Origin of the sequence: Rivularia sp. PCC 7116 (genome assembly GCF_000316665.1) — a bacterium.
GTDB lineage: Bacteria > Cyanobacteriota > Cyanobacteriia > Cyanobacteriales > Nostocaceae > Rivularia.
This window is the reverse complement of record NC_019678.1, coordinates 238,515-259,605: the sequence shown is the minus strand read 5'-3', so window position 1 is coordinate 259,605 and position 21,091 is coordinate 238,515. Positions and strand designations below refer to the sequence as shown.

The 21,091-nt window shown below is 36.6% G+C and carries 23 protein-coding genes and 1 pseudogene; 13 read left to right on the top strand and 11 right to left on the bottom strand.

The window, feature by feature from the left end; all coding sequences use genetic code 11:
* Positions 1-140: 140 nt before the first annotated feature.
* From RIV7116_RS01020 to mnmE, 4 genes are all read right to left on the bottom strand, one after another.
* Positions 141-1,469 (bottom strand): S-layer homology domain-containing protein, encoded by a 1,329-nt coding sequence (locus RIV7116_RS01020; protein ID WP_015116397.1) that lies wholly within the window; start codon positions 1,467-1,469, stop codon positions 141-143.
* 499 nt (positions 1,470-1,968) lie between these two features.
* Entirely contained in the window at positions 1,969-2,118 is a 150-nt protein-coding gene (locus RIV7116_RS35640; RefSeq protein WP_015116396.1) for a hypothetical protein, read from the bottom strand.
* A complete protein-coding gene (locus RIV7116_RS01015) occupies positions 2,115-2,399 on the bottom strand; it encodes a hypothetical protein (RefSeq protein ID WP_015116395.1) in 285 nt (94 codons plus the stop codon). Before RIV7116_RS01015 ends, RIV7116_RS35640 begins: the two co-directional genes overlap by 4 nt.
* A 490-nt stretch (positions 2,400-2,889) precedes the next feature.
* The gene (gene mnmE, locus RIV7116_RS01010) at positions 2,890-4,284 is read right to left on the bottom strand and encodes a tRNA uridine-5-carboxymethylaminomethyl(34) synthesis GTPase MnmE (protein ID WP_015116394.1); all 1,395 of its coding nucleotides are present in this window, start codon (positions 4,282-4,284) and stop codon (positions 2,890-2,892) included.
* Positions 4,285-4,459: 175 nt separating this feature from the next.
* Between mnmE and RIV7116_RS01005 the strand changes: the two genes are divergently transcribed.
* Positions 4,460-4,663, top strand: coding sequence for a hypothetical protein (locus tag RIV7116_RS01005; protein ID WP_015116393.1), 204 nt, complete (start codon positions 4,460-4,462; stop codon positions 4,661-4,663).
* A gap of 85 nt (positions 4,664-4,748) precedes the next feature.
* Here RIV7116_RS01005 and RIV7116_RS01000 read toward each other — a convergent pair.
* Positions 4,749-5,057 (bottom strand): annotated as a pseudogene (locus RIV7116_RS01000) (Uma2 family endonuclease); the annotation flags it as partial.
* Positions 5,058-5,472: 415 nt separating this feature from the next.
* Here RIV7116_RS01000 and RIV7116_RS00995 point away from each other — a divergent pair.
* Entirely contained in the window at positions 5,473-5,694 is a 222-nt protein-coding gene (locus RIV7116_RS00995) for a hypothetical protein (RefSeq protein WP_015116392.1), read from the top strand.
* A 352-nt stretch (positions 5,695-6,046) separates the two neighbouring features.
* Positions 6,047-6,859, top strand: a complete 813-nt coding sequence (locus RIV7116_RS00990; RefSeq protein ID WP_015116391.1) for an SDR family oxidoreductase — start codon at positions 6,047-6,049, stop codon at positions 6,857-6,859.
* 208 nt (positions 6,860-7,067) lie between these two features.
* Here the strand turns inward: RIV7116_RS00990 and RIV7116_RS00985 are convergent, their stop codons facing one another.
* From RIV7116_RS00985 to RIV7116_RS00970, 4 genes are all read right to left on the bottom strand, one after another.
* On the bottom strand, positions 7,068-7,757 hold the full coding sequence (locus tag RIV7116_RS00985) for a hypothetical protein (protein ID WP_015116390.1): 690 nt from the start codon (positions 7,755-7,757) through the stop codon (positions 7,068-7,070).
* Positions 7,758-8,162: 405 nt separating this feature from the next.
* Positions 8,163-8,675, bottom strand: coding sequence for a peptidoglycan-binding protein (locus RIV7116_RS00980; RefSeq protein ID WP_015116389.1), 513 nt, complete (start codon positions 8,673-8,675; stop codon positions 8,163-8,165).
* A 438-nt stretch (positions 8,676-9,113) separates the two neighbouring features.
* Positions 9,114-10,961: an ATP-dependent zinc metalloprotease FtsH3 gene (gene ftsH3 / locus RIV7116_RS00975; protein ID WP_015116388.1), complete on the bottom strand. Its 1,848-nt coding sequence runs from the start codon at positions 10,959-10,961 to the stop codon at positions 9,114-9,116.
* 108 nt (positions 10,962-11,069) lie between these two features.
* Positions 11,070-11,864 carry an aminotransferase class IV gene (locus RIV7116_RS00970; RefSeq protein ID WP_015116387.1) on the bottom strand — a complete coding sequence of 265 codons (795 nt, stop codon included), beginning with the start codon at positions 11,862-11,864 and terminating at the stop codon, positions 11,070-11,072.
* A gap of 187 nt (positions 11,865-12,051) precedes the next feature.
* On the opposite strand from RIV7116_RS00970, the gene RIV7116_RS00965 reads away from it, so the two are divergent.
* From RIV7116_RS00965 to RIV7116_RS00930, 8 genes are all read left to right on the top strand, one after another.
* Entirely contained in the window at positions 12,052-13,191 is a 1,140-nt protein-coding gene (locus tag RIV7116_RS00965; RefSeq protein ID WP_015116386.1) for an aminoglycoside phosphotransferase family protein, read from the top strand.
* Between the two features lie 106 nt (positions 13,192-13,297).
* Positions 13,298-14,413: a T3SS effector HopA1 family protein gene (locus RIV7116_RS00960; protein WP_044290702.1), complete on the top strand. Its 1,116-nt coding sequence runs from the start codon at positions 13,298-13,300 to the stop codon at positions 14,411-14,413.
* A gap of 464 nt (positions 14,414-14,877) precedes the next feature.
* Positions 14,878-15,219: a hypothetical protein gene (locus RIV7116_RS00955; protein WP_015116384.1), complete on the top strand. Its 342-nt coding sequence runs from the start codon at positions 14,878-14,880 to the stop codon at positions 15,217-15,219.
* Between the two features lie 635 nt (positions 15,220-15,854).
* On the top strand, positions 15,855-16,133 hold the full coding sequence (locus tag RIV7116_RS00950; protein WP_015116383.1) for a hypothetical protein: 279 nt from the start codon (positions 15,855-15,857) through the stop codon (positions 16,131-16,133).
* A 248-nt stretch (positions 16,134-16,381) separates the two neighbouring features.
* Positions 16,382-16,678, top strand: a complete 297-nt coding sequence (locus tag RIV7116_RS00945; protein WP_015116382.1) for a hypothetical protein — start codon at positions 16,382-16,384, stop codon at positions 16,676-16,678.
* Positions 16,679-16,806: 128 nt separating this feature from the next.
* Entirely contained in the window at positions 16,807-17,109 is a 303-nt protein-coding gene (locus RIV7116_RS00940; RefSeq protein ID WP_015116381.1) for a hypothetical protein, read from the top strand.
* 135 nt (positions 17,110-17,244) lie between these two features.
* Positions 17,245-18,285: a hypothetical protein gene (locus tag RIV7116_RS00935; RefSeq protein ID WP_015116380.1), complete on the top strand. Its 1,041-nt coding sequence runs from the start codon at positions 17,245-17,247 to the stop codon at positions 18,283-18,285.
* A gap of 50 nt (positions 18,286-18,335) precedes the next feature.
* Positions 18,336-19,331: an iron-containing redox enzyme family protein gene (locus tag RIV7116_RS00930; protein WP_015116379.1), complete on the top strand. Its 996-nt coding sequence runs from the start codon at positions 18,336-18,338 to the stop codon at positions 19,329-19,331.
* Between the two features lie 216 nt (positions 19,332-19,547).
* Here the strand turns inward: RIV7116_RS00930 and RIV7116_RS00925 are convergent, their stop codons facing one another.
* Both RIV7116_RS00925 and RIV7116_RS00920 read right to left on the bottom strand, forming a co-directional pair.
* Entirely contained in the window at positions 19,548-20,093 is a 546-nt protein-coding gene (locus RIV7116_RS00925; RefSeq protein WP_015116378.1) for a 3'-5' exonuclease, read from the bottom strand.
* Positions 20,094-20,118: 25 nt separating this feature from the next.
* Positions 20,119-20,589, bottom strand: a complete 471-nt coding sequence (locus RIV7116_RS00920; RefSeq protein WP_015116377.1) for a hypothetical protein — start codon at positions 20,587-20,589, stop codon at positions 20,119-20,121.
* 115 nt (positions 20,590-20,704) lie between these two features.
* Here RIV7116_RS00920 and petN point away from each other — a divergent pair, with 115 nt between their 5' ends.
* The gene (petN, locus tag RIV7116_RS00915) at positions 20,705-20,794 is read left to right on the top strand and encodes a cytochrome b6-f complex subunit PetN (RefSeq protein WP_015116376.1); all 90 of its coding nucleotides are present in this window, start codon (positions 20,705-20,707) and stop codon (positions 20,792-20,794) included.
* Between the two features lie 8 nt (positions 20,795-20,802).
* On the top strand, positions 20,803-20,964 hold the full coding sequence (locus RIV7116_RS36255; protein WP_015116375.1) for a hypothetical protein: 162 nt from the start codon (positions 20,803-20,805) through the stop codon (positions 20,962-20,964).
* The last annotated feature ends 127 nt before the right edge of the window (positions 20,965-21,091 follow it).

Here is a 21,091-nt window from a genome sequence, read left to right as displayed (position 1 = left end):
TTATTCCTATCCCGCTCTAAAATTTCCGATAAAAATTTCTCCCTCACTCACTCCCTCTCTCACTCCCTCCCTCAATCACTTAGGTAATCATAAAGCCGGGAAGGGAGTAGGTAACTAAAGTTTAAATTTTCAATTACTCGCTACTGCTTTAACTTCAAAGCTTCGTTTGCCGATATTCCTTCACCTTCAGTACCGAAATACCATAAAGCAGCAGCAGCTTCAGCACGAGTTACAGCTTTCTTTGGTTGAAATAATGTTGTATAACCAAATACACGCCTTATATTAGATTGTTCGCCATTTTGATGATCTGCGAGTAACGCTCTTAAAGCTTTAGGATCAATTTTTCCTGCATCTTGAAAACCCCAGGTTTGTTTGACTGCATCTAAGGAAGCAGTTGGTAAACCTTGACGAGTATCGAGAGGAATTTTCCACAAAAGCATTTGCTCTCGGGTTAATGGTGCATCTGGACGAAATAAAACTTGTGTAGAATCTCCAGATAAAATACTGGGAATTAATCCAGCTTCAGCTAATCCTTGGATTGCCGCAAAATCGGGATCTGTTTGTTTAACATCGCTAAAAGCACTTTTATTTGCTTCCCCTGCTAGACGAATTTGCTTAGAAGGTGAATTCGCATACATGGCGTTATTCGCAGCAACTAACCAGCCAGCATATTCGCGACGGGTAATATTTTTGTTGGGTTGAAATTGATTTGCAGGATTATTAGTTTTAGCTGTATTAGTTGGAGTGGATAAAACACCTAATGTTGCTAAATCTTGGATTTTTGGCTGTAATTGTTGGGGTGCTTTGTTTAAATCGGCGAATTCCTGCGATTCAAGATTAGTTTGAGGAGTATTTTGGGGTTGAGCAGCTGTATTTCCAGGCTGTACGGGACCTATAAAATCGGGATTTTGTGTATTTGCAGGGGTTGGAGTGGCGTTAACTTGCGAAGCGTTAGTATTTGGTGAATATTCGATTACGATTTCAGTAGCAGTTAGCGGTTGATTTGGTTGGGGGTTGGTAATGCGTTTGGGTTCAATGCTTACTTTAACTTCTGAATTATTTCGCCGTGCTTGAAATTCTCCTTGCCCATCTGTAGGTTGTTTAATAATTTCCCAGTTATTTGATTTAAACTGATTGCCATAAAAACTGACTATGGAATTGCTTGGTACGGAACTAACCCAGCGAGCTATTTTAACTTTACTATCGTCATTTGGGGTAACTGACTGTAGTTGAGCGTTGGTGTATACGGGAATATCTTTTGGAAAATCAGCAGGTAAGCTTTTTGCGGGTTGTTTTTGATTATCATTTACCTGCTTTGCACCGAAAACCACTGGATTATCTTTCAGTTTAGAGTCAGCTTGCAAGGATTTCTCAAGATTTTTTGCAAATGGAGTGTTAGCACAGCCAGTAATGGTTGAGAATAAGACAGCCAAACTTAAAAATAAACCTGAATATTTGCGGTGCAGCACGGGAAATAACCAATAAATCTACTTTATCTATTACACTAGCGCAGAGTAACTTGTTATTGTTTACTACGGCAAGCAATGGGGATTTTAATGGGAATCAATCAGTTCTCTGCTTCAATCCCTAGCTCGCTTGCAAATGTCCCGAAAAACCCGCGATATGAAATCCGGATACTGCTACGACATTACCACTCGCTGCAATAACCGTAATTTATAGCCTTGGAATCAATTCCAAGGCTAATATACAAAGTCTGATAAATCAGACTCGGAAAGAATTATGTTCTACGGACAAGCTGCGCTAACAGTGCGTTTTAACGTACTTCGTTTATGAGCCTGGAAATTTATTTCAAGGCGGAAAAGTTAGTTCAAGTTGACTCGTCAAGTATTCCTCTATGGGCTGAAAAGTTTCGGTGTTGTTTCCTAATACCAATTCTGTATGAGGCTGCGCTTAATCGCCCTCAGCCTGGAAGGCTGGGGCTACTGAAACTAAGCCCGCCTACGCGGGCTAAATTAGGCGCATCTTTATAAAGAAATGGTATAAGAAGACGTTTGTATCTTCGTCGTAGAGAAATTCCCAGGGGAGTGCAGCTAATTCAGGAGATTCAAATATTAAGCGCAAGCGGACATTTTCTTGATTCGCTTGTGCGGCTGTCATTGTAGCGTGAAATCGAGCGTTGATTTAGTTGGGAAAAGTGCTTGGTAAAGTTGACTTCCTAATTTTTTAAGTAAATTATTATTCGTTTTTTCAGACTCAATTAGTTCTAAGGCAAGTCCGATGTCGTTCATATCCAAGCGTAATTCACTCCTAATCTCTCCTTGTTCTGAAGAAGCGCGAATATTTTTGTTTTTATCGACGAATATTTGAAAATCTTGATAATTCATTGCGATTCTATTTGACAGCACCACACCCAGGTACAACTTTTGCTTCTCATGCATTTACAAAGGTTTACTTATATGTATTAAGTGATACCTGCTTATTAAACGGATATTAAGCTTTGGTTGGTGCGTGACAGGAAAACCTTATTATTGCCTTAGAAATCAAGCGAACTGTCACAGCACCCTACAAGCAAAATATGCCAGTTGCGGCCATTCCTACTTATTAATAGTTTCATATTTCATCAACTTATGCACTTAGAGGATGAAAAATAGTAGTCGGAGCAAACGACAATTTTTTAGTATATTTGATTGTATAAAAATAGATATTTTATTTACTTTTTTTCATTCCGCATTAGTAGTGTTTAAAATAACTAATAATCTTTAAAATCAGTATTTATATAGAGAAAGAACCGATATTTTATTAATTAGACCTGTATAAATAATCATAAAAATAAACATCCCATCTGTGGGATAGGTGGAAGTTGCAACCGCTAGCCTAAGACAACCCCTGCGGAAAACGCGGAAATTAAAAGTTAAAAGTATTTACAATTCATTTACCAATACAAAATTTACTAAAAATTCTATCTAAAACAGATTCAGTTGCTTCTTCTCCGGTAATTTCCCCTAAAGCGTTAATTGCACCCCGTAAGTCTATAGTCCAAAAATCAAATGGTAATTCCTCTTCAATTGTTAACTGGACTTGTTCTAAAGATGTTTTCGCTTTAATTAATGCCGCTGCTTGACGTTGATTAACTGCTAAATCCATATCCGAAGCTTGTATATTTCCCATATGTACTTGTTCTAAAATTGCCGCTTCTAATTCTTCAATTCCTTGATTTTTTGCTGCTGCTGTGAATATTTGGGATTTGATATTTTCTATTTGATATTGAGATGATTTATTTTGACTATTTTCTAATAAATCAATTTTATTAATCGCTAAAATCAAAGGACGATGCTTTACTTGTTCGTAAATTAATTCATCTTCCTTTGTCCATCCCGTTGTTGCATCGATGGTAAATAAGACTAAATCGGCTGCTTGTGCGGCGCTGCGGGAACGTTCAACACCAATCTTTTCTACTGTATCTTCTGTATCGCGAATGCCTGCGGTATCTAGTACTTGTACGGGTATGCCGCCAACGACTAACTGCGATTCAACCACATCGCGGGTGGTTCCCGGTAAATCGGTAACAATTGCTCTATCGCTACGACTCCAGGCATTTAATAAACTGGATTTTCCCACATTCGGACGACCAACAATTGCTACTTTTAAACCCGTGCGTAACAGTTCGCCTTTATCGGCTGTTGCAATTAATTCGGTAATTCGCGTAGTGATTTTTTCAATATCCGATACTATTGCTTTATAGTCTAAAGGTGGTAAATCTTCTTCAAAATCTATCCTTGCTTCAATTTCTGCGACGATATCTAAACATTTAGCGCGTAAATGACGGATAGAATCAGCTAACTTTCCTTGTAACCCAGCTAGTGCAGTTTGAGCAGCTTGAGGAGATTTTGCACCAACTAAATCGGAAATACTCTCTGCTTGAGATAAATCAATTCGTCCGTTTAAAAAGGCTCTTAAGGTAAATTCCCCCGGTTGAGCCAATCTTGCACCTTGTTCCAAGCACAATTTCAATACCTGCTGCACTGCCATAATTCCGCCGTGGCAGTGGAATTCCACAACATCTTCGCGGGTATAGGAGCGAGGGGCTTTCATAACTAATAACAGCGCTTCATCCACCAACTTTTGCGTTTGCGGATGACGAATATAACCGTAGAGAATCCGATGGGATTCTATAACTTGTTTTCCTGGTGCGTGGAAAATACATTCTGCAATTTGTACGGCTTCCTCTCCAGAAACCCGCACAATCCCCACACTACCCTGTTGGGGGACAACAGCAGTGGCGATCGCCGCTATAGTTCCAGTTGTAGCAAAGGTTTCAGGCATTTCTAAAATTGGGCATTGAGCATGGTAAAAATATTTGTAAATATTAACTTCTGTACACACGTAATATATTACGTCTCTAGAACTTAATTTAAAATCCAAAATCGGAATGCGCGCTAATATTTATCCAGAAGCTAATATCTGTTAAAAAAAATATTAGTTAAGAGGGGAGTTCACTATGGAAGAACAAAAAATTAATTGCGCTGAAGCCTGTGTCAACGGTTGTGTTTTAGGAGACAAGTGTCCAAATAAAGAGTATGGCGAAGAAGCATCTAAGTTTATTCAAGATACTTCATTAGACAAAATGCTCGAAATGGCTGAAATCGCCAGAATGAAAAAATTATCGGAACCGCCTAAATGGGTATTTCCCGATGAAATTTGATTAACTTAAGTTGAGTTATAAGGCAGGCATCTTGCCTGTCACAGCTTTAATTTTTTTTAAATAGATACAATTTTATAATTTTATTTTATAAATCATCCACATCTATATTTAATTCTCTCAATTTTGCTGCTAAACGCTCGGCACGTTGGGCTTCTTGCTCGGCTCTTTGGGCTTCCTGCTCGGCTCTTTGGGCTTCCTGCTCGGCACGTTGGTACTCTTGTTGCGCTAATTCTTCAGGACTAGGAATTAGTTCTCCTTCGGGAGTGAAATAGCGTAACTTTTCTTCATAAATTCCTAGAAATAACCCTAACTGTTGACTCCACAGCCAACCTTGTGGATTTGGCTCCAGTGCTTGATATTCACCATCAACTAAATGATATCCATTGAATTCTAATACCATTTCTTTATAAAGATGCGCCGAATTCAGCCCCTGAAGAGGGGCTTCGTTTGTCTAGCCCCACTCTTCCAGAGTGAGGGCTTTTAGCGCAGCCTCATACAGAATTGGTATAAGCTATTAGGATCGAACCAGAAATAATCGGGAGTGCGAAAAGTCTCTTGATAAATTTTCTTTTTTAATAGATTTTTTAATAAAAATAAATATTTGTAAAGCATTTGGTTGTTAATGGCACAAAAAGATTTATGTGACTCGCCTAAAATTAACCAAATGCATTTTTTAAAATGTATCAAGCAGCATCTGTCAAGTTACGACAATATTTATTAACATATAGTCACAAAGTTAAGAACCATTAAGAGGTATGGGGGCATTCATACTTACTGCTTGCTATTTTTCTTGAACCAAATAGGACATTATGAATAAGCAAAAATCGCCCGAAGCGAAAGCATTTATAGGCAATCTCAAGAATGGAATTTGGTTGTTTGGGGTATCATCTTGGCTATTCGGTATTACCGACAGAAGTATTGCATCACTGTCGGATGGTTATCTTTCAGCATTGGATTTAACTCAATTGTTTACAGCAGCGACATTTTTTGTTGCATGGTTATTTCTTAAGCCATCATCTACAAAAGCTTAAAGCGAAAATTCAGGGTTGCAAGCGTATTGATTGCTGATGAGATTAAAACGCAGAAATTTGGGAACGCATTTAAATCAAAATCGAAATACCAAAAAAATCGAGGTAATTCTCTGGTAGTCGCAGAATTACCTCGATTTTGTTTTTATCTAAATGTTTTATAGTTTTTTGTAGGGTGTATTACGGCACAAGTCATGTTTTTGGATAAACAAATACCTTATGACGTGTTTTGGAGTTAATTAATTCGGTATTCTTGTAGTGCGTTAGCGGCTAGCTAAGCGTACCGTAGGTATTGAGTGTCCGTTAGGACATGTATCTTGCCTTGCTATTGATATTTATTTCTCACTAAAAAATTATGACTTCAGGTATTTCAGAAGATTTGGTATTAGTTGCGGGTGCTACAGGTGGAGTTGGACAATTAACGGTAGCAAAGTTACTCGATAAAAATTTAAAAGTTCGAGTTTTGACGCGCAATGCATCTAAAGCTGAAAATATGTTTGCTGGCAAAGTCGAAGTTGCTGTTGGTGATATCCGCGAGATTGAAACCTTAGCAGCAGCAATGACGAATGTAACTCATATTATTTGCTGTAGCGGTACTACTGCTTTTCCTTCCGAAAGATGGCAGTTTGAAAACAATCCCAATTTTTTCGACTATTTCGGATTATTTTTTAACCCTGAAGAAGCTAAAGCTAAAGCTAAAAATAGTCCGATGAAAGTTGATGCTCAAGGTGTAAGTAATTTGGTGGAGGTGGCACCTAAAAATTTAAAGCAATTCGTTTTTGTATCTTCCTGTGGAGTTGAACGTAAAACAGAATTTCCCTACAGTATTTTAAATAGTTTTGGCATCCTCGACGCAAAAAAACAGGCTGAAGACACTATTAAAAATTCTAATTTAGCTTACACAATTATTCGTCCCGGACGTTTAATAGATGGCCCATATACTTCCTACGATTTAAATACTTTATTAAGAGCAAAAACTGACGGTAACCTAGATGTAGTAATAGGAACTGGCGATAAACTTACAGGTGATACCAGCAGAATAGATGTTGCAAATGCTTGTGTTGAATGTCTGAATAATTCAAATTGTTATAACAAAGCTTTTGAAATTGTTAATAAAGGGAAAAGACCATCTGTAGTTGATTGGAAAACTTTGTTTGAGCAGCTTTGAAAATTCAATACGAGTAAAGTATGTTGTCTCAGAATGCAACAGAATATTTTGAGAAAACTTTTGCTATTATAGGCTGTGATTGTTGGCGATCGTGATGTTGGGTTACGACAAGATTAAGAGATTTTTGTAGCCAACTAAATTTGTTTTTCGAGTCTAACCCAAACTACAATCTTTAGAAAAAAATTTTATAAGTTTACAGCAGTAATTGTTAATTTCTGGATAATACTGATACTGATTTAATTACAGTGTCCTGTTTAAATTGATCTGTTTCGTTATACTCTTTTAGTGGTGATTTGTAGATACCTGCAAACTTTCCAGGTGGTGTTAAAGGACGAAAACTAATATCAGATGGTTGGTTTGCAAATGTCACATATTCCCGAGACTCATTTTGCGTATGGTAGCCAAGAGTAGCTTTACCGTAAGCAGTTTCAGCATCTTTAATTTTTTTTCCTACCCCTACCCCTTTATCGGTTAGAAAATCGGGGTTTTCGGTGGTTATAGTTTCGATTTTACTAGAATCGGAGAAAGTATCTGTTGAGGGGTATGTGATGTAGTATAAAGTTTTGCCATCCTGATTCACGGCGATCGCATCAAAATCGACCATGAAGGGTGATTTTACTTCATAGGTAGTTTTGGAGTCTAAGGCTTTTTTCAGTTCCCCGTAAGTCATTCCCAAACGTGCATCACCAATGCCTTGGGTAGATATGAGTCGAGAAGCATCAACATTAGTATTGTTATCTGTGGCAGTTGGTGAATTTTCTGGACTATTAATTGTATTAGCTGGGGATGATGTATCGCTATTACTGTTTGTAGCTGTGGGAGAATTACAAGCTGTAAGAGTTACTAACATCGCTGCCAAAAACAATTGCCATTTGCGATTCAAGTGATTTTTATGCATTTTAATTTTTGATGATTTTCTATAATTTAACTATCACCTAATAGACATCAAAACTAAAATTTTGATTCCAGATTTTTTCAAAAAATTACCTAAAATTAGGCTTTGTATTATAAATATTTGTAACTATTTATTTGTTAACGCGGAAGAATTTACTTCGCACATTTTTCTAATTTTTTAGTGTAATCGTATCGAAGTAATAAGTTAGCAACCCTATTTTTCGGCAAACCGGATTTCTAATATAGCAGTTTTCAGTTGAATATAATACAGTCCTCTCCTTGTTAAGGAGAGGGGAAGGGGTGGCGTTGATCGGAGTGTATTGCTCCCAAATGAAAAGCGCTACATACTCAAATTCTATAATTGACATTTAGGTTTTAATACAGTTCCACAAAGTCAAAATTATAGAAATTAACATCCACGATAATAACCACAATAGCAAGAATCGATATGAGTATTTAAATGGATTAATGTAGCCCAACTATTCTGACCTATGATACCGTCAGCCATCAAAGAATAATCTGCTTGAAAAGCTTTGACGGCTATTTCCGTATTAGCATCAAAATGTCCATTTATTGCACCATGATAAAAGTCGTAATCCTTCAAAGTTTGCTGTAACAACTTAACCGTATTTCCCGTGCTATTTTGTCGCAAAATCGGTAAGCTTTTGACTCCATCACAGATAAAATTCCAAGTAGCTGCATCTGTAATTCCTGTTGTCTCTAGAAAAGCTAGACATTGAAGATATTTAACCGCACTTTCAGTTTGCGAGCCAAAGACACCATCAACATCTATTTGAAAATTAGAAGGATAAATAGATGCAAATCTTTTTTCCAAGCGTTTTTGCATCTCTTTCACATCTTGACCGCTATTGCCAATTCTTAGAGTCGGTTTAAAGGTAGGACAATCAATTGCATTAGTCATTAGTTAATTCAACCTATCAATAAATAGTTTATTACATGACTTAACTTCCATGACTACAATTAGAATTCCCGATCGAATAAAGTACCCTTGGGGGTGATATTTTCATCAAGGACTTACCCAACTGGCACGTTTTTCTTGTAGGGTGTTTGTACGGCAGCAAGCAATTATACCGAATTTCAGTTGAGTACCACCCCATCCCCTCTCCTTGTTAAGGAGAGGGGTGCCCGGAGGGCGGGGTGAGGTCATACAGCAGATTGCACTGAAGTGAAAACCGCTATATTATGACGCTTAGGTAAGTCCTGTAACTATTCAATTATTAATACGCTTGAATACATAAAAAAGCGAGGTAATTCTAAAACATACTAGAATTACCTCGCTTTATATTAGTTAGAAACTCCGAATTAACTCTGAATTCCTAACTCCTAATTATTAAATGACTTAAGCAAACGCTGCTGTCTTAACATCATTACTTGCTAACAAACTTTGTAACTCTTCAGCGTCTACAGTTTCTTTATCAATTAACATTTCTGCTAATTTATCAAGAATTTGACGGTTTTCTTGTAATACGTGCTTTGCACGGTTATAAGCAACGTCAACTAAGTCGCGGACTTCCATATCAATGGTAGCTGCGGTTTCTTCGGAAAAGTCGCGCTCTGACATGATATCGCGACCGAGGAACATGTTACCTTGCTGGCGACCGAGTGCAACAGGGCCAAGATTATCGCTCATACCGAAGCGAGTTACCATTTGACGAGCTACGTTAGCAACCTGCTGTAAGTCGTTGGAAGCACCTGTGGTAACTTCTTCTTCGCCATAGATTAATTCTTCTGCAATACGTCCACCTAAAGCAACAGCCATCTGGTTTTCCAGATAAGCACGACTGTATAAACCGCTGTCCATACGGTCTTCGCTAGGAGTAAACCAAGTTAAACCACCCGCACGTCCGCGAGGAATAATGCTGATTTTTTGTACAGGATCGTAGTCAGGCATCAAAGCACCAACTAAAGCGTGACCGGCTTCGTGGTATGCTACCAACTCTTTGCGTTTTTCGCTCATTACCCGGTCTTTCTTCTCGGGACCAGCTAATACGCGGTCGATGGCATCGTTGATTTCGTCCATCGAAATTTCTGTTAAGTTGCGACGTGCTGCTAAAATTGCGGCTTCGTTGAGCAAGTTGGATAAATCCGCACCAGTGAAACCAGGAGTACGACGAGCAATTCTGTCTAAATCTACGTCTTTTCCTAAAGTCTTGCCGCGAGCGTGAACTTTAAGAATTTCAACTCTACCAGCGTAATCTGGGCGGTCAACAACTACTTGACGGTCAAAACGTCCGGGACGTAATAATGCTGCATCGAGTACGTCAGGACGGTTTGTAGCAGCAATAATGATGATTCCGGTGTTACCTTCAAAACCATCCATTTCGGTCAGCAACTGGTTGAGGGTTTGTTCCCTTTCATCGTTACCACCACCTAAACCAGCACCCCGTTGACGACCTACCGCGTCAATTTCATCGATAAATACGATACAGGGAGCATTGGCTTTAGCTTGCTCGAACAAATCGCGAACGCGGGAAGCACCCACACCGACAAACATTTCTACAAATTCAGAACCGGAGATGGAGAAGAAAGGAACCCCAGCTTCACCAGCTACCGCACGAGCTAACAAAGTTTTACCCGTTCCAGGAGGTCCAACTAAAAGTACACCTTTAGGAATTTTTGCACCAACAGCAGTAAAGCGATCGGCGTTTTTAAGAAAATCTACTACTTCATTTAACTCCAGCTTGGCTTGGTCAATACCAGCAACATCACCGAAGGTCACTTGGGTTTGTGGTTCCATTTGCACTCTGGCTTTTGACTTACCAAAGTTCATGGCTTGACTACCAGGACCGCTTTGAGCGCGTCGTAGTAAAAAGAACAAACCAACTAAAAGCAATACGGGGAAAAATAGGCTGCTAAGCGCCTTAAACCAAAAACCTTCATCGGTTTGAGGCAATACAGAAATATCAACGTTGTTTTTAGTAAGAGTATTAATTAAATCCGAGTCATTTACCAAAGTAACAACTCTTTTACTTGGCTCAAATTTCGGTGTTACCAAAGCAGTAGACCTATCAGAGCTCAAACTAACTTTTTCTACTTTGCCTTTTTCAACTGCTTGGATAAACTCACTGTAACGCCATGTTTCCCGATTCTGGGCTTGATTGTTGTCAAAAAACGCTGTTCCTAAAGCGATAACAACAATAAAAAGCAGCGCGTACAGCCCCGCATTTCTCCATCTTTTATTATTCACTTACTGTTCCTCGTTTTCTCGTTTACTTTTCGTATCGCGTCTCTAAGAGAGATGGAAATTTTAAGAATTATGTTAACTTATCTTAACGTATACCAGAATGCGTACACATCATGCTAGTAAATATCTTCGTAATTCCTTAAGACTATAGTGCCTGGGATCATATTGTAGCTTTACCATTGAGTGCATGACTTGTTGTATTGGTAGTATTTCCACTACAGAGTTGGTGTAGGCTAGGGCTGTAAATCTCTGAACTAGTTGTGAAGTAAAGGGTTCTTCTTTAACTGGATATTGATAAGTTCGCAGCCAATTTATTAATTGTTCTCTCATAATTCCGGGTAAGATTCCCGTACTCAACGGTGGAGTAAACCAACACCCATCATGCCATCCCCAAAGATTACCGGTAGTAGTTTCTAGCCAATTTCCCGCAGCATCAGTTAAAATCGCTTCTTGAATATTTTGTTTCAAAGCATTTCTTTTGGCTAACCACGGGGCTAAGTAGTTTCCCGTTTTATGAAAAGGTAAACTGCGATATTGTTCTGCGTCAGCAATAGCTACGTTTACACCATACTTTTGATTTTTTGGCAAATCTTTTGGTATTAACCTACCAATTATCCATTCGCTGCCGTCGGCAAACAGGGTAATTCTAAGAATTGGATAATGATTATTTATCAGAAGTTCGGCACCACGGCGAATATTTTGCCACGATGGTTGTTGAAAGTCTAGGGTTTCTACGGAAGATACAAGACGTTGATGATGAGCTTGCCAATTAGTTAAAGGGCTATCAAGGCAATTTTCATATACTCTTAAAGTTGTAAAAATTGTTGCTCCAAATAACAATCCCGGTTCGTTAATTGGTAATTGAATAGTTTCGGATTCGATTAATTTGCCTTTGTACCAATACATATAAAGTAATTAGTTGCTAGTTGCTAGTTGTTAGTTGTTAGCTGTTAGTTGATAATTAATTCAGGGTTGCAATTGTGGTGTAAAAGAATTAGAACTTTATTTCTTTTATTTGCTGTTGGCTAATTTATTAATCCGTCAATAGTGGTATTAATCAAACCGTGTTTGTAAAATTTTATGGTGTTTCTACATGGTGTTTCTACTAAGCTCTGAGAATATATCTGATTATTTAATCAAGTCTAATGTATTAGATGATTCTAAAGAAGTTATAAGTACGATTGAACAGATACCAGCCAAAAACTTTAATCTTTTAATTACCTGCGAGAATGATACGAGGCTTTTAGTTAAGCAAGAAATACGCGATAGGGAAGGTAAGGTAAATGGTGATTTTCTAAGGGAATGGCAAATTCAAGAAGTTATCCGTCAATTTCCTCAGCTAAATAATTTAAATAATTTGATTGCAGATTTGTTATGGTTCGATCGGGAAAATCATATAATTATCTTGCGATATTTAGATAGTTACGTAGACTTGTATGATTTTTATACTCAGCTAAATAGATTTCCTATAGAAATTGCTACTCGAATAGGTGAAATACTCGCAGCTTTTCACAGGGATAGCTACGATTGCCAAAGCTATCAAGAGTTTTTAATAACTACGACTGAATATCAAACAACTCATCAAGTGCCTCTTTTGATTCAAACTTGGCAACGAATCGAACCAGAGATTTTTGGTGAAGTACCCGCACAAGCATTGAAATTCTTTTCCCTTTATCAGAAATACGCAAGCTTGGAAAAAGCGATAGCTGAATTAGGTGATGCTTTCCAACCCAGTTGTTTTACCCATAACGATTTCAAATTTAATAACATTCTCTTAAATCAAGATTGGCAGCAATCCGATGAAAACATGCTACGAATAATCGATTGGGAACGTTTTAGTTGGGGAGATCCAGCCTTTGATTTAGGAACTCTTATCGGTAATTATTTACAGATATGGCTTAATAGTTTGGTAGTTTGTCAATCAATGACTATTGAGGAATCTTTACGCTCGGCAGTTATACCTTTAGAAAAACTGCAACCTTCGATGGCAGCTTTACAAAAATCTTATTTCAAAATGTTTCCTATGATTTTAAAATATCGCCCAAATTTTTTAGAACGGACGGTACAATTCGCAGGATTTATTTTAATTCAACAAATTTATGCAACAATTCAGTTTCAAAAAATATTTGACAATACAGGAATTGCAATGCTGCAAGTCGCGAAGTCTTTAATATGTCGTCCGCAACATTCAATACCCACCATTTTTGGTACTAATGCCTCGGAATTAGTTTAAGCAAATTTTCATGCTTCTTTAAGAAGATTGGTAATTACTATTTGTACATCGCTGTAGCTAAAGGATACTTTTGGCTGACACTTTTCTATATTCACTGGTGCCCCGCATGGATTTCCTTGACTCTCTATTAATTAAAACTACTAACGAATCAACTAAGAGAATTGTAAATGTTCTCAAAGATATTGTTTATAGACTTCAAATTAACTCTGATTTTTCTATTCGTCATCCAAGTTATCAGCCTTACACAATTTCAGATGATGCAGTTTTACATTTCCAGAAAATGCCAGAAAATATACAGCAAAAGTATCTTGGTTTGCGACTGCGAAATTTTCTCTATGGCATTTATTACAATGGTTCTATGCAAAGTTACTTGAAATTAGATAGCGAAGAAGATCGTACATCAGCAAAGTTTAAAAATAGCACTTTTCTTGGAGTTGATTTAGAATTCTACGAAAGATTACATAAAAGTAACCTTGGCAAAGGCTACTTTGAACCTGGCTGGCATATTCTGAAAGAAGAAGTTGACGGTAGTTTAGCTGTCAAGAAAAAGGACTTAAGGCTACATATTCAACGTGAACAACATCTCCAAACCGAACATCAAGCTGCTGTTGTAGGGGATTGTGTTGCTGTAAAAATGCCGAAAAATTTAGTCCAAAACGGTTTTTATGTAGCTGTAAGCAACATAGGATTATATTATTATGAGACTTCAGAACAACAGCCTGCAATAGTGCGAGTTTACTTTCATTTTACTGTTGAAGGTGCTGTGACAGTCATGGCTAGCTTAACAAAGCATTTTAATGAATTAGATATTCCTGGTTATTTTAAAGTCTTATACAACCCCAAAGAATACGAGCGGTACGATTGCGGTGTTTTATATTTTGATAAAAGAGATTTTCAAGCAGTTAGAAAAGTATTACAGATTGTATATCAAGAAAATAAATCTTATTTCAAAGCAGAGATTCCACTGTTTGCTAAATATTTAGCTCCAGGTTTAGCATTAGCAGAGGAATCAAATAACAAGTTTAACTCTTCTGAAAGCTTTGGCATGAATCGCTGTCAAGTTATTGCCAATGGATTATTAGATGCTTGGTATCGGGGAGATAATTCACCTTCAGAACGAATCCAGTCTATTCTCAATCACTTTTCAATTAACGAAATAGATTTGCAGGGCAGTTATCTTAATGCCGATTCTGAGGATATCTATACTCAATTAAACGTTTAGATATTTATCCATTTTTAAAGCACTTTTTTTAAGGTAACACATCTTTTTATGAAGATGCTTTGAAGCTTTGTAATTAAGATAATAAGATTTGATTTGCCAATTGTATACTTTGAGAATTGAAACGACGAGATATTACAAGTAATATTACAATTCCTAATACCCGCTTGATTTTTACTAAGAAATATAGGATATTTCTAAAATAGAAATAATTTAATTACACCAAATGCAACTTTCTTGATTCATTGCTGTTTATGCTTTGCATGAATAACACTGGCTTGTCATAAATAAATAACTCACCCAGTTGATAATATCAAGACTGCGGTTAAGATATGTTCTGCAATTTTCCACTTGCTATAGTTGCGTAGTGGGTAAATCAGTTAATGAGAATTTACATAGAAAAAGTTACATAAACGTTCGTAATTAAGATTTTTCTCTAAATACAGAAAATTAAAAGGAGTTTCCAAATGTCGAAATTTCAAATTAATGATATAAAGCTTGATGGCAGCGAACTATTTAATGATTCAGAAACTTTTTTGAGCGAATTAAAAGATGATGAAACAGACCAAATAGTTGGTGGCTTCAGTTTAAGTTTAAGTGAAGAATCTTCTAGTGAGGCTTCAATTAACATTAAATTAGAAGTAAGTGGTGATGCTGATGTAACAACTACTGTTTACATTCCTCATAAGCCAATTTGTTACCCGATTAAGCCAATTAAGCCAATCTGTTGGTACCCGAAACCAATTTGCGATCAAAAGCCGTTTTACCCAATTAAAGATTTCTACTATCCTTGTCCGGTAATCCTCTAATCTACTTTTGAATAAAAATCTTCACCTCATAATTTATACATGAGGTGAAGATTGTTGCCAAATAAGTAAAAATCTGTAAATTATATAAGTCACAAATGCAAATATTAATACATAATAGATAATAGGTCATTGGGAATTGGTAATTAGGTTTAAAAAAATGATTGACACTTCAGTCAGATGGTAAGAAACTAACCCAATTTGGAATGAGTTCTGTCAGAATATATTTATTTATTTAATCAGCTATTTTCTCAGGTTTTATAGCTTTAAAAGGCTAAACATTGAGTTTAGATGGGTTTATGTCATTTAAACGGAGTCATTCTAAAAATAAAAAACTGATTACAATTTCTAATACCTGCTTGATTTCAAACACAAAATATAAGAAGTTTAGTATAAGGAATTTTGCAATTACTGCATATACAGATTGATTACTGTCATTGCGATGAATGGTAGAGCTTTGATTCTCCCATGATGTGCCAAAACAAAATAACTGTAGAGAACGCTAAGATGTTATCGCTATTTACGGATGCTTTTGGGCGTATCTTCAACGTAATGGCTGTTTAAGGCTGATTTGTGCAAAAAATTTTGTAATTGCTATTTTTCTACAGAAACAAAAAATCCCAGGAAACGTGTTTAAAATGGCTAAAATTCAAATCAACGATGTCAAATTAGGCGACACCGAACTGCTTAACGATGCAGAAACATTTCTCAATGAATTAGAAAATGGTGAAATGGAGCAGGTAATCGGTGGTAAAACAATTTCTCTAGACGACTACGAATTTTACAAAAACAAAAAATTTGATTTTCCCAAGCGACTTCATCCGATTAAACCAATTGATTTTCCAGAGCCAAATCTTCCAAAACTACCAAAGCATCCTGGAGTAATTAAAATACCCTACGAACCAGTGATACTGTAGTTGCCTCTAACTGCAACCTTCCCTTCAGAGTGCTATGCATTCGTCCATGTTATTACTTGCATAATCGCAATTTGCGCTTTTCTTAAGATTCATTGCTCAACGGCTTCTTAGTTGCATTGAAACCTGTCTCAATTTATGACTTGGGAAAAGTTTCAAAGCACCTACAAGTTTGCAGTGTCAAAACATTAAGCAAAATATACAATTGCGATTTTCCTTCATAAATAAAAATTCCCAGGAGACATTTGCAAATGGCTAAAATTCAAATCAAGGATGTCAACTTAGACGGTGCAGAATTATTTAACGATTCGGAAACTTTTCTGAATGAATTGCAAGATGGTGAAATCGAGCAGGTAGTTGGTGGTAAGACTCTTGTCGCAAAGGATAGACTCGCAGTATATACTGTCCACTATCCTGATGAGCCAATTCACCCCGGAAGACCTCCAGTTCACCCTGGAAGACCGGTTCATCCGATAAAACCAGTTCACCCCAGAAAGCCAATTAAATTTCCTCATTTTCCTCACCCATATACTCCGGTAATTCTGTAGGTTTTCTGAACAAAACTTACACTAATCCCCCTTTTGTAAGGGGGATTGGGTGATATTAATATCTGGAATATCAATTTCTCCTCATTACTCTTAAGTGACAAAACAATTCCCAGGAGACCTATTTAAAAATGGCTAAACTTCAAATCAACGATGTCAAATTAGACGGTGCAGAATTATTTAACGATTCAGAGACATTTCTGAACGAATTGCAAGATGGTGAAATCGAGCAGGTAGTTGGTGGCTTGACTAGAGTTGCGCCCGAACACGTAACTACTACTGCTTACTTTCCCGACAAACCATACAGAACAGTATATATTCCCAAAGAACCGATTCATCCCAGACTACCAGTTCATCCTAAAGAGCCAGTTCATCCCAGACAGCCCATCAAATTTCCTTATTTCCCTCATCCACAAACCCCGGTAATTCTGTAAGTCTTTCTTTATAAAACTTGCAAAAAGCCCCCCTTATTAAGGGGGGTTGAGGGGATATTAATATCTAAAAACAAGTTTTTTCTCATTTAATAAACAAATACAAAATTTTAAAATCATTAATTTCGGAGCTATTCTATGTTAGACAATATTTCAGTAACAGATGCAAAACTACCAGAATTTGAAGGTAAGCAACACAAGTTACCTTTACCACAATATCCAAAACTAGCTGCATCTGTTAATCAATATCAAAATCAAATTATTTTTTCTCAACAAGGACGAGATTTTGCTTTTCAAGTTAATAGTCAATCAGAAAAAGCATTACACAAAGTTCTAACTATGATGGATGGAAAAAATAGTTTGACTAAGTTACAGCAAACTTTCTCTCCTAGCAATCCGGAAGCTATTAATACTTTGCTGCGTTATTTAGATGATAAAAAGCTGCTTGATGATGCTGATGATATTAAGATTAATTCAGGTTTAGATGTTTTGCTAGAGTTGGAAAATTTAAGTTACGAATTAGTAAAAAATAAGTCAACTCAAAATCAACTGATATTGATCGCACCAGATATATCTAATTTATCAATCAACATTATTTACGGTTTCGCGATAGAAGCTTATCATTTACTTGCTCATCAAGCCTATATAGATGCTTCTAGCCTAAGTTTCCAAGGTTCTACTGTAATTAGACAATTAATAAATCAGCTTTATTGCCAAGAATATGGTCAAGATAAATTTTTAATCGAGGCGCTTAATTCGATTGGTATTGACAATGAGGATTTAATAGATACAATGCCACTACCGCAAACAACGGCAATGTGTAATAGTTTGGCATATTGGGCAAGTTTTGATACGCTGTTTTATTTTAGTATTTTAGGATTTTTAGCAAATCAAAATCTGACAAATTTTACCTATTATCTTCAGGCTTGCGAAAGTTTGAAAGTAAACTATAGCTTTATAGAATCTATTCAAAATTTAGTCAATCATTTTCAAAAGAGTAAGCTTGATAATATTAGTCATAAAATATTTCAGCAAATATCTCATATTGACGAACAAACAAAGCAAAGATTGCAGCGGCAAGTTTATCTTTTTATAGAAACTTACACCAATTATCACAACACTATTTTTTACTATTATTCATCGAGTACTAGTTTATTACGTAGAGTTTCAGATATTTAGAAAAATAATTCAAATATCACAAATAAAAAATACATCATCAGGTTAAATAAATGACACTTACTAAAATCGTATTTCAGCAACCAATTTTTAAAAGCCAGGTTCTGTTTGACTTTAAAGAAGATGAAATTATAATTCGTGATGCGAATCAGGCATTTTCTATTGCTTCACCACCAGAATATTATCAAGCTATAGCGAAACTATTAAGACTTTTACAAATTGGGGGTTTATCGCCAAAGCAGTTAAGTGAAGCTTGTCCGGATATTCAAGAAGAAATACCAGAACTACTTGCTAATTTTGATAACCGTAGTTTATTAATTGAAACTCAAAAGAAAGTTCCTGCTGCTGGTATGAGCGGAAGTCAATTTTATCGAGAATTATGGCGATTTGTAGAACGCTTAAAACTACAATTTACATCTTCTCCATTTTTTGGCAAAATGGCTGATGGCACAATTACTAAAAATCAGCTAATCGGCTATGCTTTAGAGTCTTATCATGTCACTCATTTGTGTCCCAAACTGTTGGCTCCTGCTTTAGCAAATTATGAATCGAATAGCGTTGATAAACTGCTACAAGAATTTTTTGCTTCAGAGTTGCATCACGACCGTTTAATTGCTAAATCTTTAAGGAGCGTAGGAATCTCAGACGAAGAAATTCAAAAGATGCAGCCGCTACCAAGTACTTTTGCAATTTGTTCATCTTTAGCAATGTTTGCAAAACAGCATCCTTTGAGTTTCAAAACAGCATTGATGCTATTTGAGCAAGATGAGCCATTATTCCACGAGTATTTTAAAAAGCAATCTCAAGCTTTAGAATTACCCAGAGATTTTTATCAACCCATCTTGCTTCATGCCGGAATTAATGAAGATGGCGGGCATGAAGATATTACCGGAGTATTACTAGCCGAAATATCTTATATAACTCCATCAGAACAATTGACAGTTAAGAAAAATATGGCAAACTTAATGGAGTTAATTGTTTTACGAAGTTATGAGATAGTTGATTATTACGGAAATCAAAATAACATTATTCCTCGTTGTTTTGTATAAATAATATAGTTAAATACTTTTACCTCACCCCGCCCTCTGGGCACCCCTCTGCTTGTAAATGAGAGGGGAAAGTTTGTTGTATTCTACCTTTAACCTGAGTGCAATAAATTTTGTACCTCACCCCGCCCTTTGGGCACCCCTCTCCTTATAAATGAGAGGGCAAAATGCTGGTTATGATTCTATTCTACCTTTGACCTTTGATCTTTAACCTTTAACCTAATCCTGATTAATATATTTTACAATCGCAGCAATATTCCGAGCATCATCAATACCACGATGGTGAGTACCTTGGAATTCTAAGCCCAAATATTGCAAAGCTTGCATTACCCCGAACCTTTTTTTCTTATTGTCAGAATACAAAGAAAATTCCTTTTTAATATTTCGATGTTCGGTACCGAAGGGGTAAGGTAAATGATGAAAACTACAGTCTAAAATAAATTGGTTTTTATCGTAATTTCCCCAGGAACAAAAGATATTTTTAGGATAGGAGTCAATCCATTTTTTAAACTGCGGAATTACTTCTGGGAAAGTTGGTGCTGGTTCGAGATTTTTTTGAGTAATGCTAGTTAATTCCGTGCAAAAACTAGTTAACTTAGGATGTCTCACAGGCTTAATAAACTGCTGATACTCCGAATCTATTGCCCAAGTGGAACGATTCAACATTACCGCACCAATTTCAATAATTTCCATTTCCTCCTTGGGAATACTGCCATCATTGCAGCAAGTAGCTTCTACATCTACGATCAAAAAATAGCTGGACATTTATCAGTTATCAGTTATCTACTTGCTACTCTCTACTTCCCACAAAAGGCTTAACCCAACCAAACTTAATAGCCCAATCTAAAGTAAAGGCTGCTATTGCAAATCCTGTAATACTTTCTGAGGCAAGTACAGTTAAGGGAAAAACTGAGTCCGAAAAATTTAGTCCCATATCTACCTGAGCTAAACCCCGTGCCAATCCAAAAGCAAATACGCTTCCTTCTTTCAAATGGGGGTTTTTGTCTTCGCGGATGATATAGCGATAGGTAGCACCAAATAAGAAGCCAGAGAAACCGGCAAATCCAGCACTTATCAACAAGTGCCAATTTAAGGTAATTACACTGTCAGTATAAAATTGTCTAAAATACTCTTTCAATAAAAATTGATTAAAAATAGAAGCCAGAATAAATACCAAAGAAAACGATAAAGCAGATACAATCCCAGCCTTGAAAGATTCTAAACGTTCCGCCATTAAGTCCGGATTAAAAGTTCCTTTCATCACAATGCCCCATACCCCATACCCAATTCCATATCCCAATACCCATTTCAACTAGTAACTGATGATTGTATGATATTTATAGAGTTGTTAAAACAGGAAGTTTAAAAGTTGTATTATGGCAATCTTGACTTTAGGCTGGGTTACGCTATTAGTAGTTTTTACTTGGTCGATTGCAATGGTAGTTTGGGGTCGTAACGGACTATAGAATCCGATATGGAAGGTCCATTTCTCAACATTTTGGCTTTATCTGCCTTAGTATTACTCGTAGCTGTTACGGGTGGCGTAATTTATCTAACTCTAATGGAATGGCGCGATCGCCGTCTTTTAGAGCAAGAAAAACGCGAAATGCGTCGTAGTTCTCCAAAGCAGCGATAATCTTAGATTGAAGATATTGAAGACGCTATCTCCCAAAAAATCACCACAGCTAATCTAGAGACGTAGCACTGCTACGTCTTTAAAATTTATATATAAAATTGGGGATTGGGGATTGGGGATTGGGGAT

Bases quoted from the DNA above. Each gene is read 5' to 3' on its own strand.
- RIV7116_RS35640 (WP_015116396.1), bottom strand. From the start codon at position 2,118: ATGACAGCCGCACAAGCGAATCAAGAAAATGTCCGCTTGCGCTTAATA.
- RIV7116_RS01015 (WP_015116395.1), bottom strand. From the start codon at position 2,399: ATGCATGAGAAGCAAAAGTTGTACCTGGGTGTGGTGCTGTCAAATAGA.
- mnmE (WP_015116394.1), bottom strand. From the start codon at position 4,284: ATGCCTGAAACCTTTGCTACAACTGGAACTATAGCGGCGATCGCCACT.
- RIV7116_RS01005 (WP_015116393.1), top strand. From the start codon at position 4,460: ATGGAAGAACAAAAAATTAATTGCGCTGAAGCCTGTGTCAACGGTTGT.
- RIV7116_RS00995 (WP_015116392.1), top strand. From the start codon at position 5,473: ATGAATAAGCAAAAATCGCCCGAAGCGAAAGCATTTATAGGCAATCTC.
- RIV7116_RS00990 (WP_015116391.1), top strand. From the start codon at position 6,047: ATGACTTCAGGTATTTCAGAAGATTTGGTATTAGTTGCGGGTGCTACA.
- RIV7116_RS00985 (WP_015116390.1), bottom strand. From the start codon at position 7,757: ATGCATAAAAATCACTTGAATCGCAAATGGCAATTGTTTTTGGCAGCG.
- RIV7116_RS00980 (WP_015116389.1), bottom strand. From the start codon at position 8,675: ATGACTAATGCAATTGATTGTCCTACCTTTAAACCGACTCTAAGAATT.
- RIV7116_RS00970 (WP_015116387.1), bottom strand. From the start codon at position 11,864: ATGTATTGGTACAAAGGCAAATTAATCGAATCCGAAACTATTCAATTA.
- RIV7116_RS00965 (WP_015116386.1), top strand. From the start codon at position 12,052: ATGGTGTTTCTACTAAGCTCTGAGAATATATCTGATTATTTAATCAAG.
- RIV7116_RS00960 (WP_044290702.1), top strand. From the start codon at position 13,298: ATGGATTTCCTTGACTCTCTATTAATTAAAACTACTAACGAATCAACT.
- RIV7116_RS00955 (WP_015116384.1), top strand. From the start codon at position 14,878: ATGTCGAAATTTCAAATTAATGATATAAAGCTTGATGGCAGCGAACTA.
- RIV7116_RS00950 (WP_015116383.1), top strand. From the start codon at position 15,855: ATGGCTAAAATTCAAATCAACGATGTCAAATTAGGCGACACCGAACTG.
- RIV7116_RS00945 (WP_015116382.1), top strand. From the start codon at position 16,382: ATGGCTAAAATTCAAATCAAGGATGTCAACTTAGACGGTGCAGAATTA.
- RIV7116_RS00940 (WP_015116381.1), top strand. From the start codon at position 16,807: ATGGCTAAACTTCAAATCAACGATGTCAAATTAGACGGTGCAGAATTA.
- RIV7116_RS00935 (WP_015116380.1), top strand. From the start codon at position 17,245: ATGTTAGACAATATTTCAGTAACAGATGCAAAACTACCAGAATTTGAA.
- RIV7116_RS00930 (WP_015116379.1), top strand. From the start codon at position 18,336: ATGACACTTACTAAAATCGTATTTCAGCAACCAATTTTTAAAAGCCAG.
- RIV7116_RS00925 (WP_015116378.1), bottom strand. From the start codon at position 20,093: ATGTCCAGCTATTTTTTGATCGTAGATGTAGAAGCTACTTGCTGCAAT.
- RIV7116_RS00920 (WP_015116377.1), bottom strand. From the start codon at position 20,589: ATGAAAGGAACTTTTAATCCGGACTTAATGGCGGAACGTTTAGAATCT.
- petN (WP_015116376.1), top strand. From the start codon at position 20,705: ATGGCAATCTTGACTTTAGGCTGGGTTACGCTATTAGTAGTTTTTACT.
- RIV7116_RS36255 (WP_015116375.1), top strand. From the start codon at position 20,803: ATGGAAGGTCCATTTCTCAACATTTTGGCTTTATCTGCCTTAGTATTA.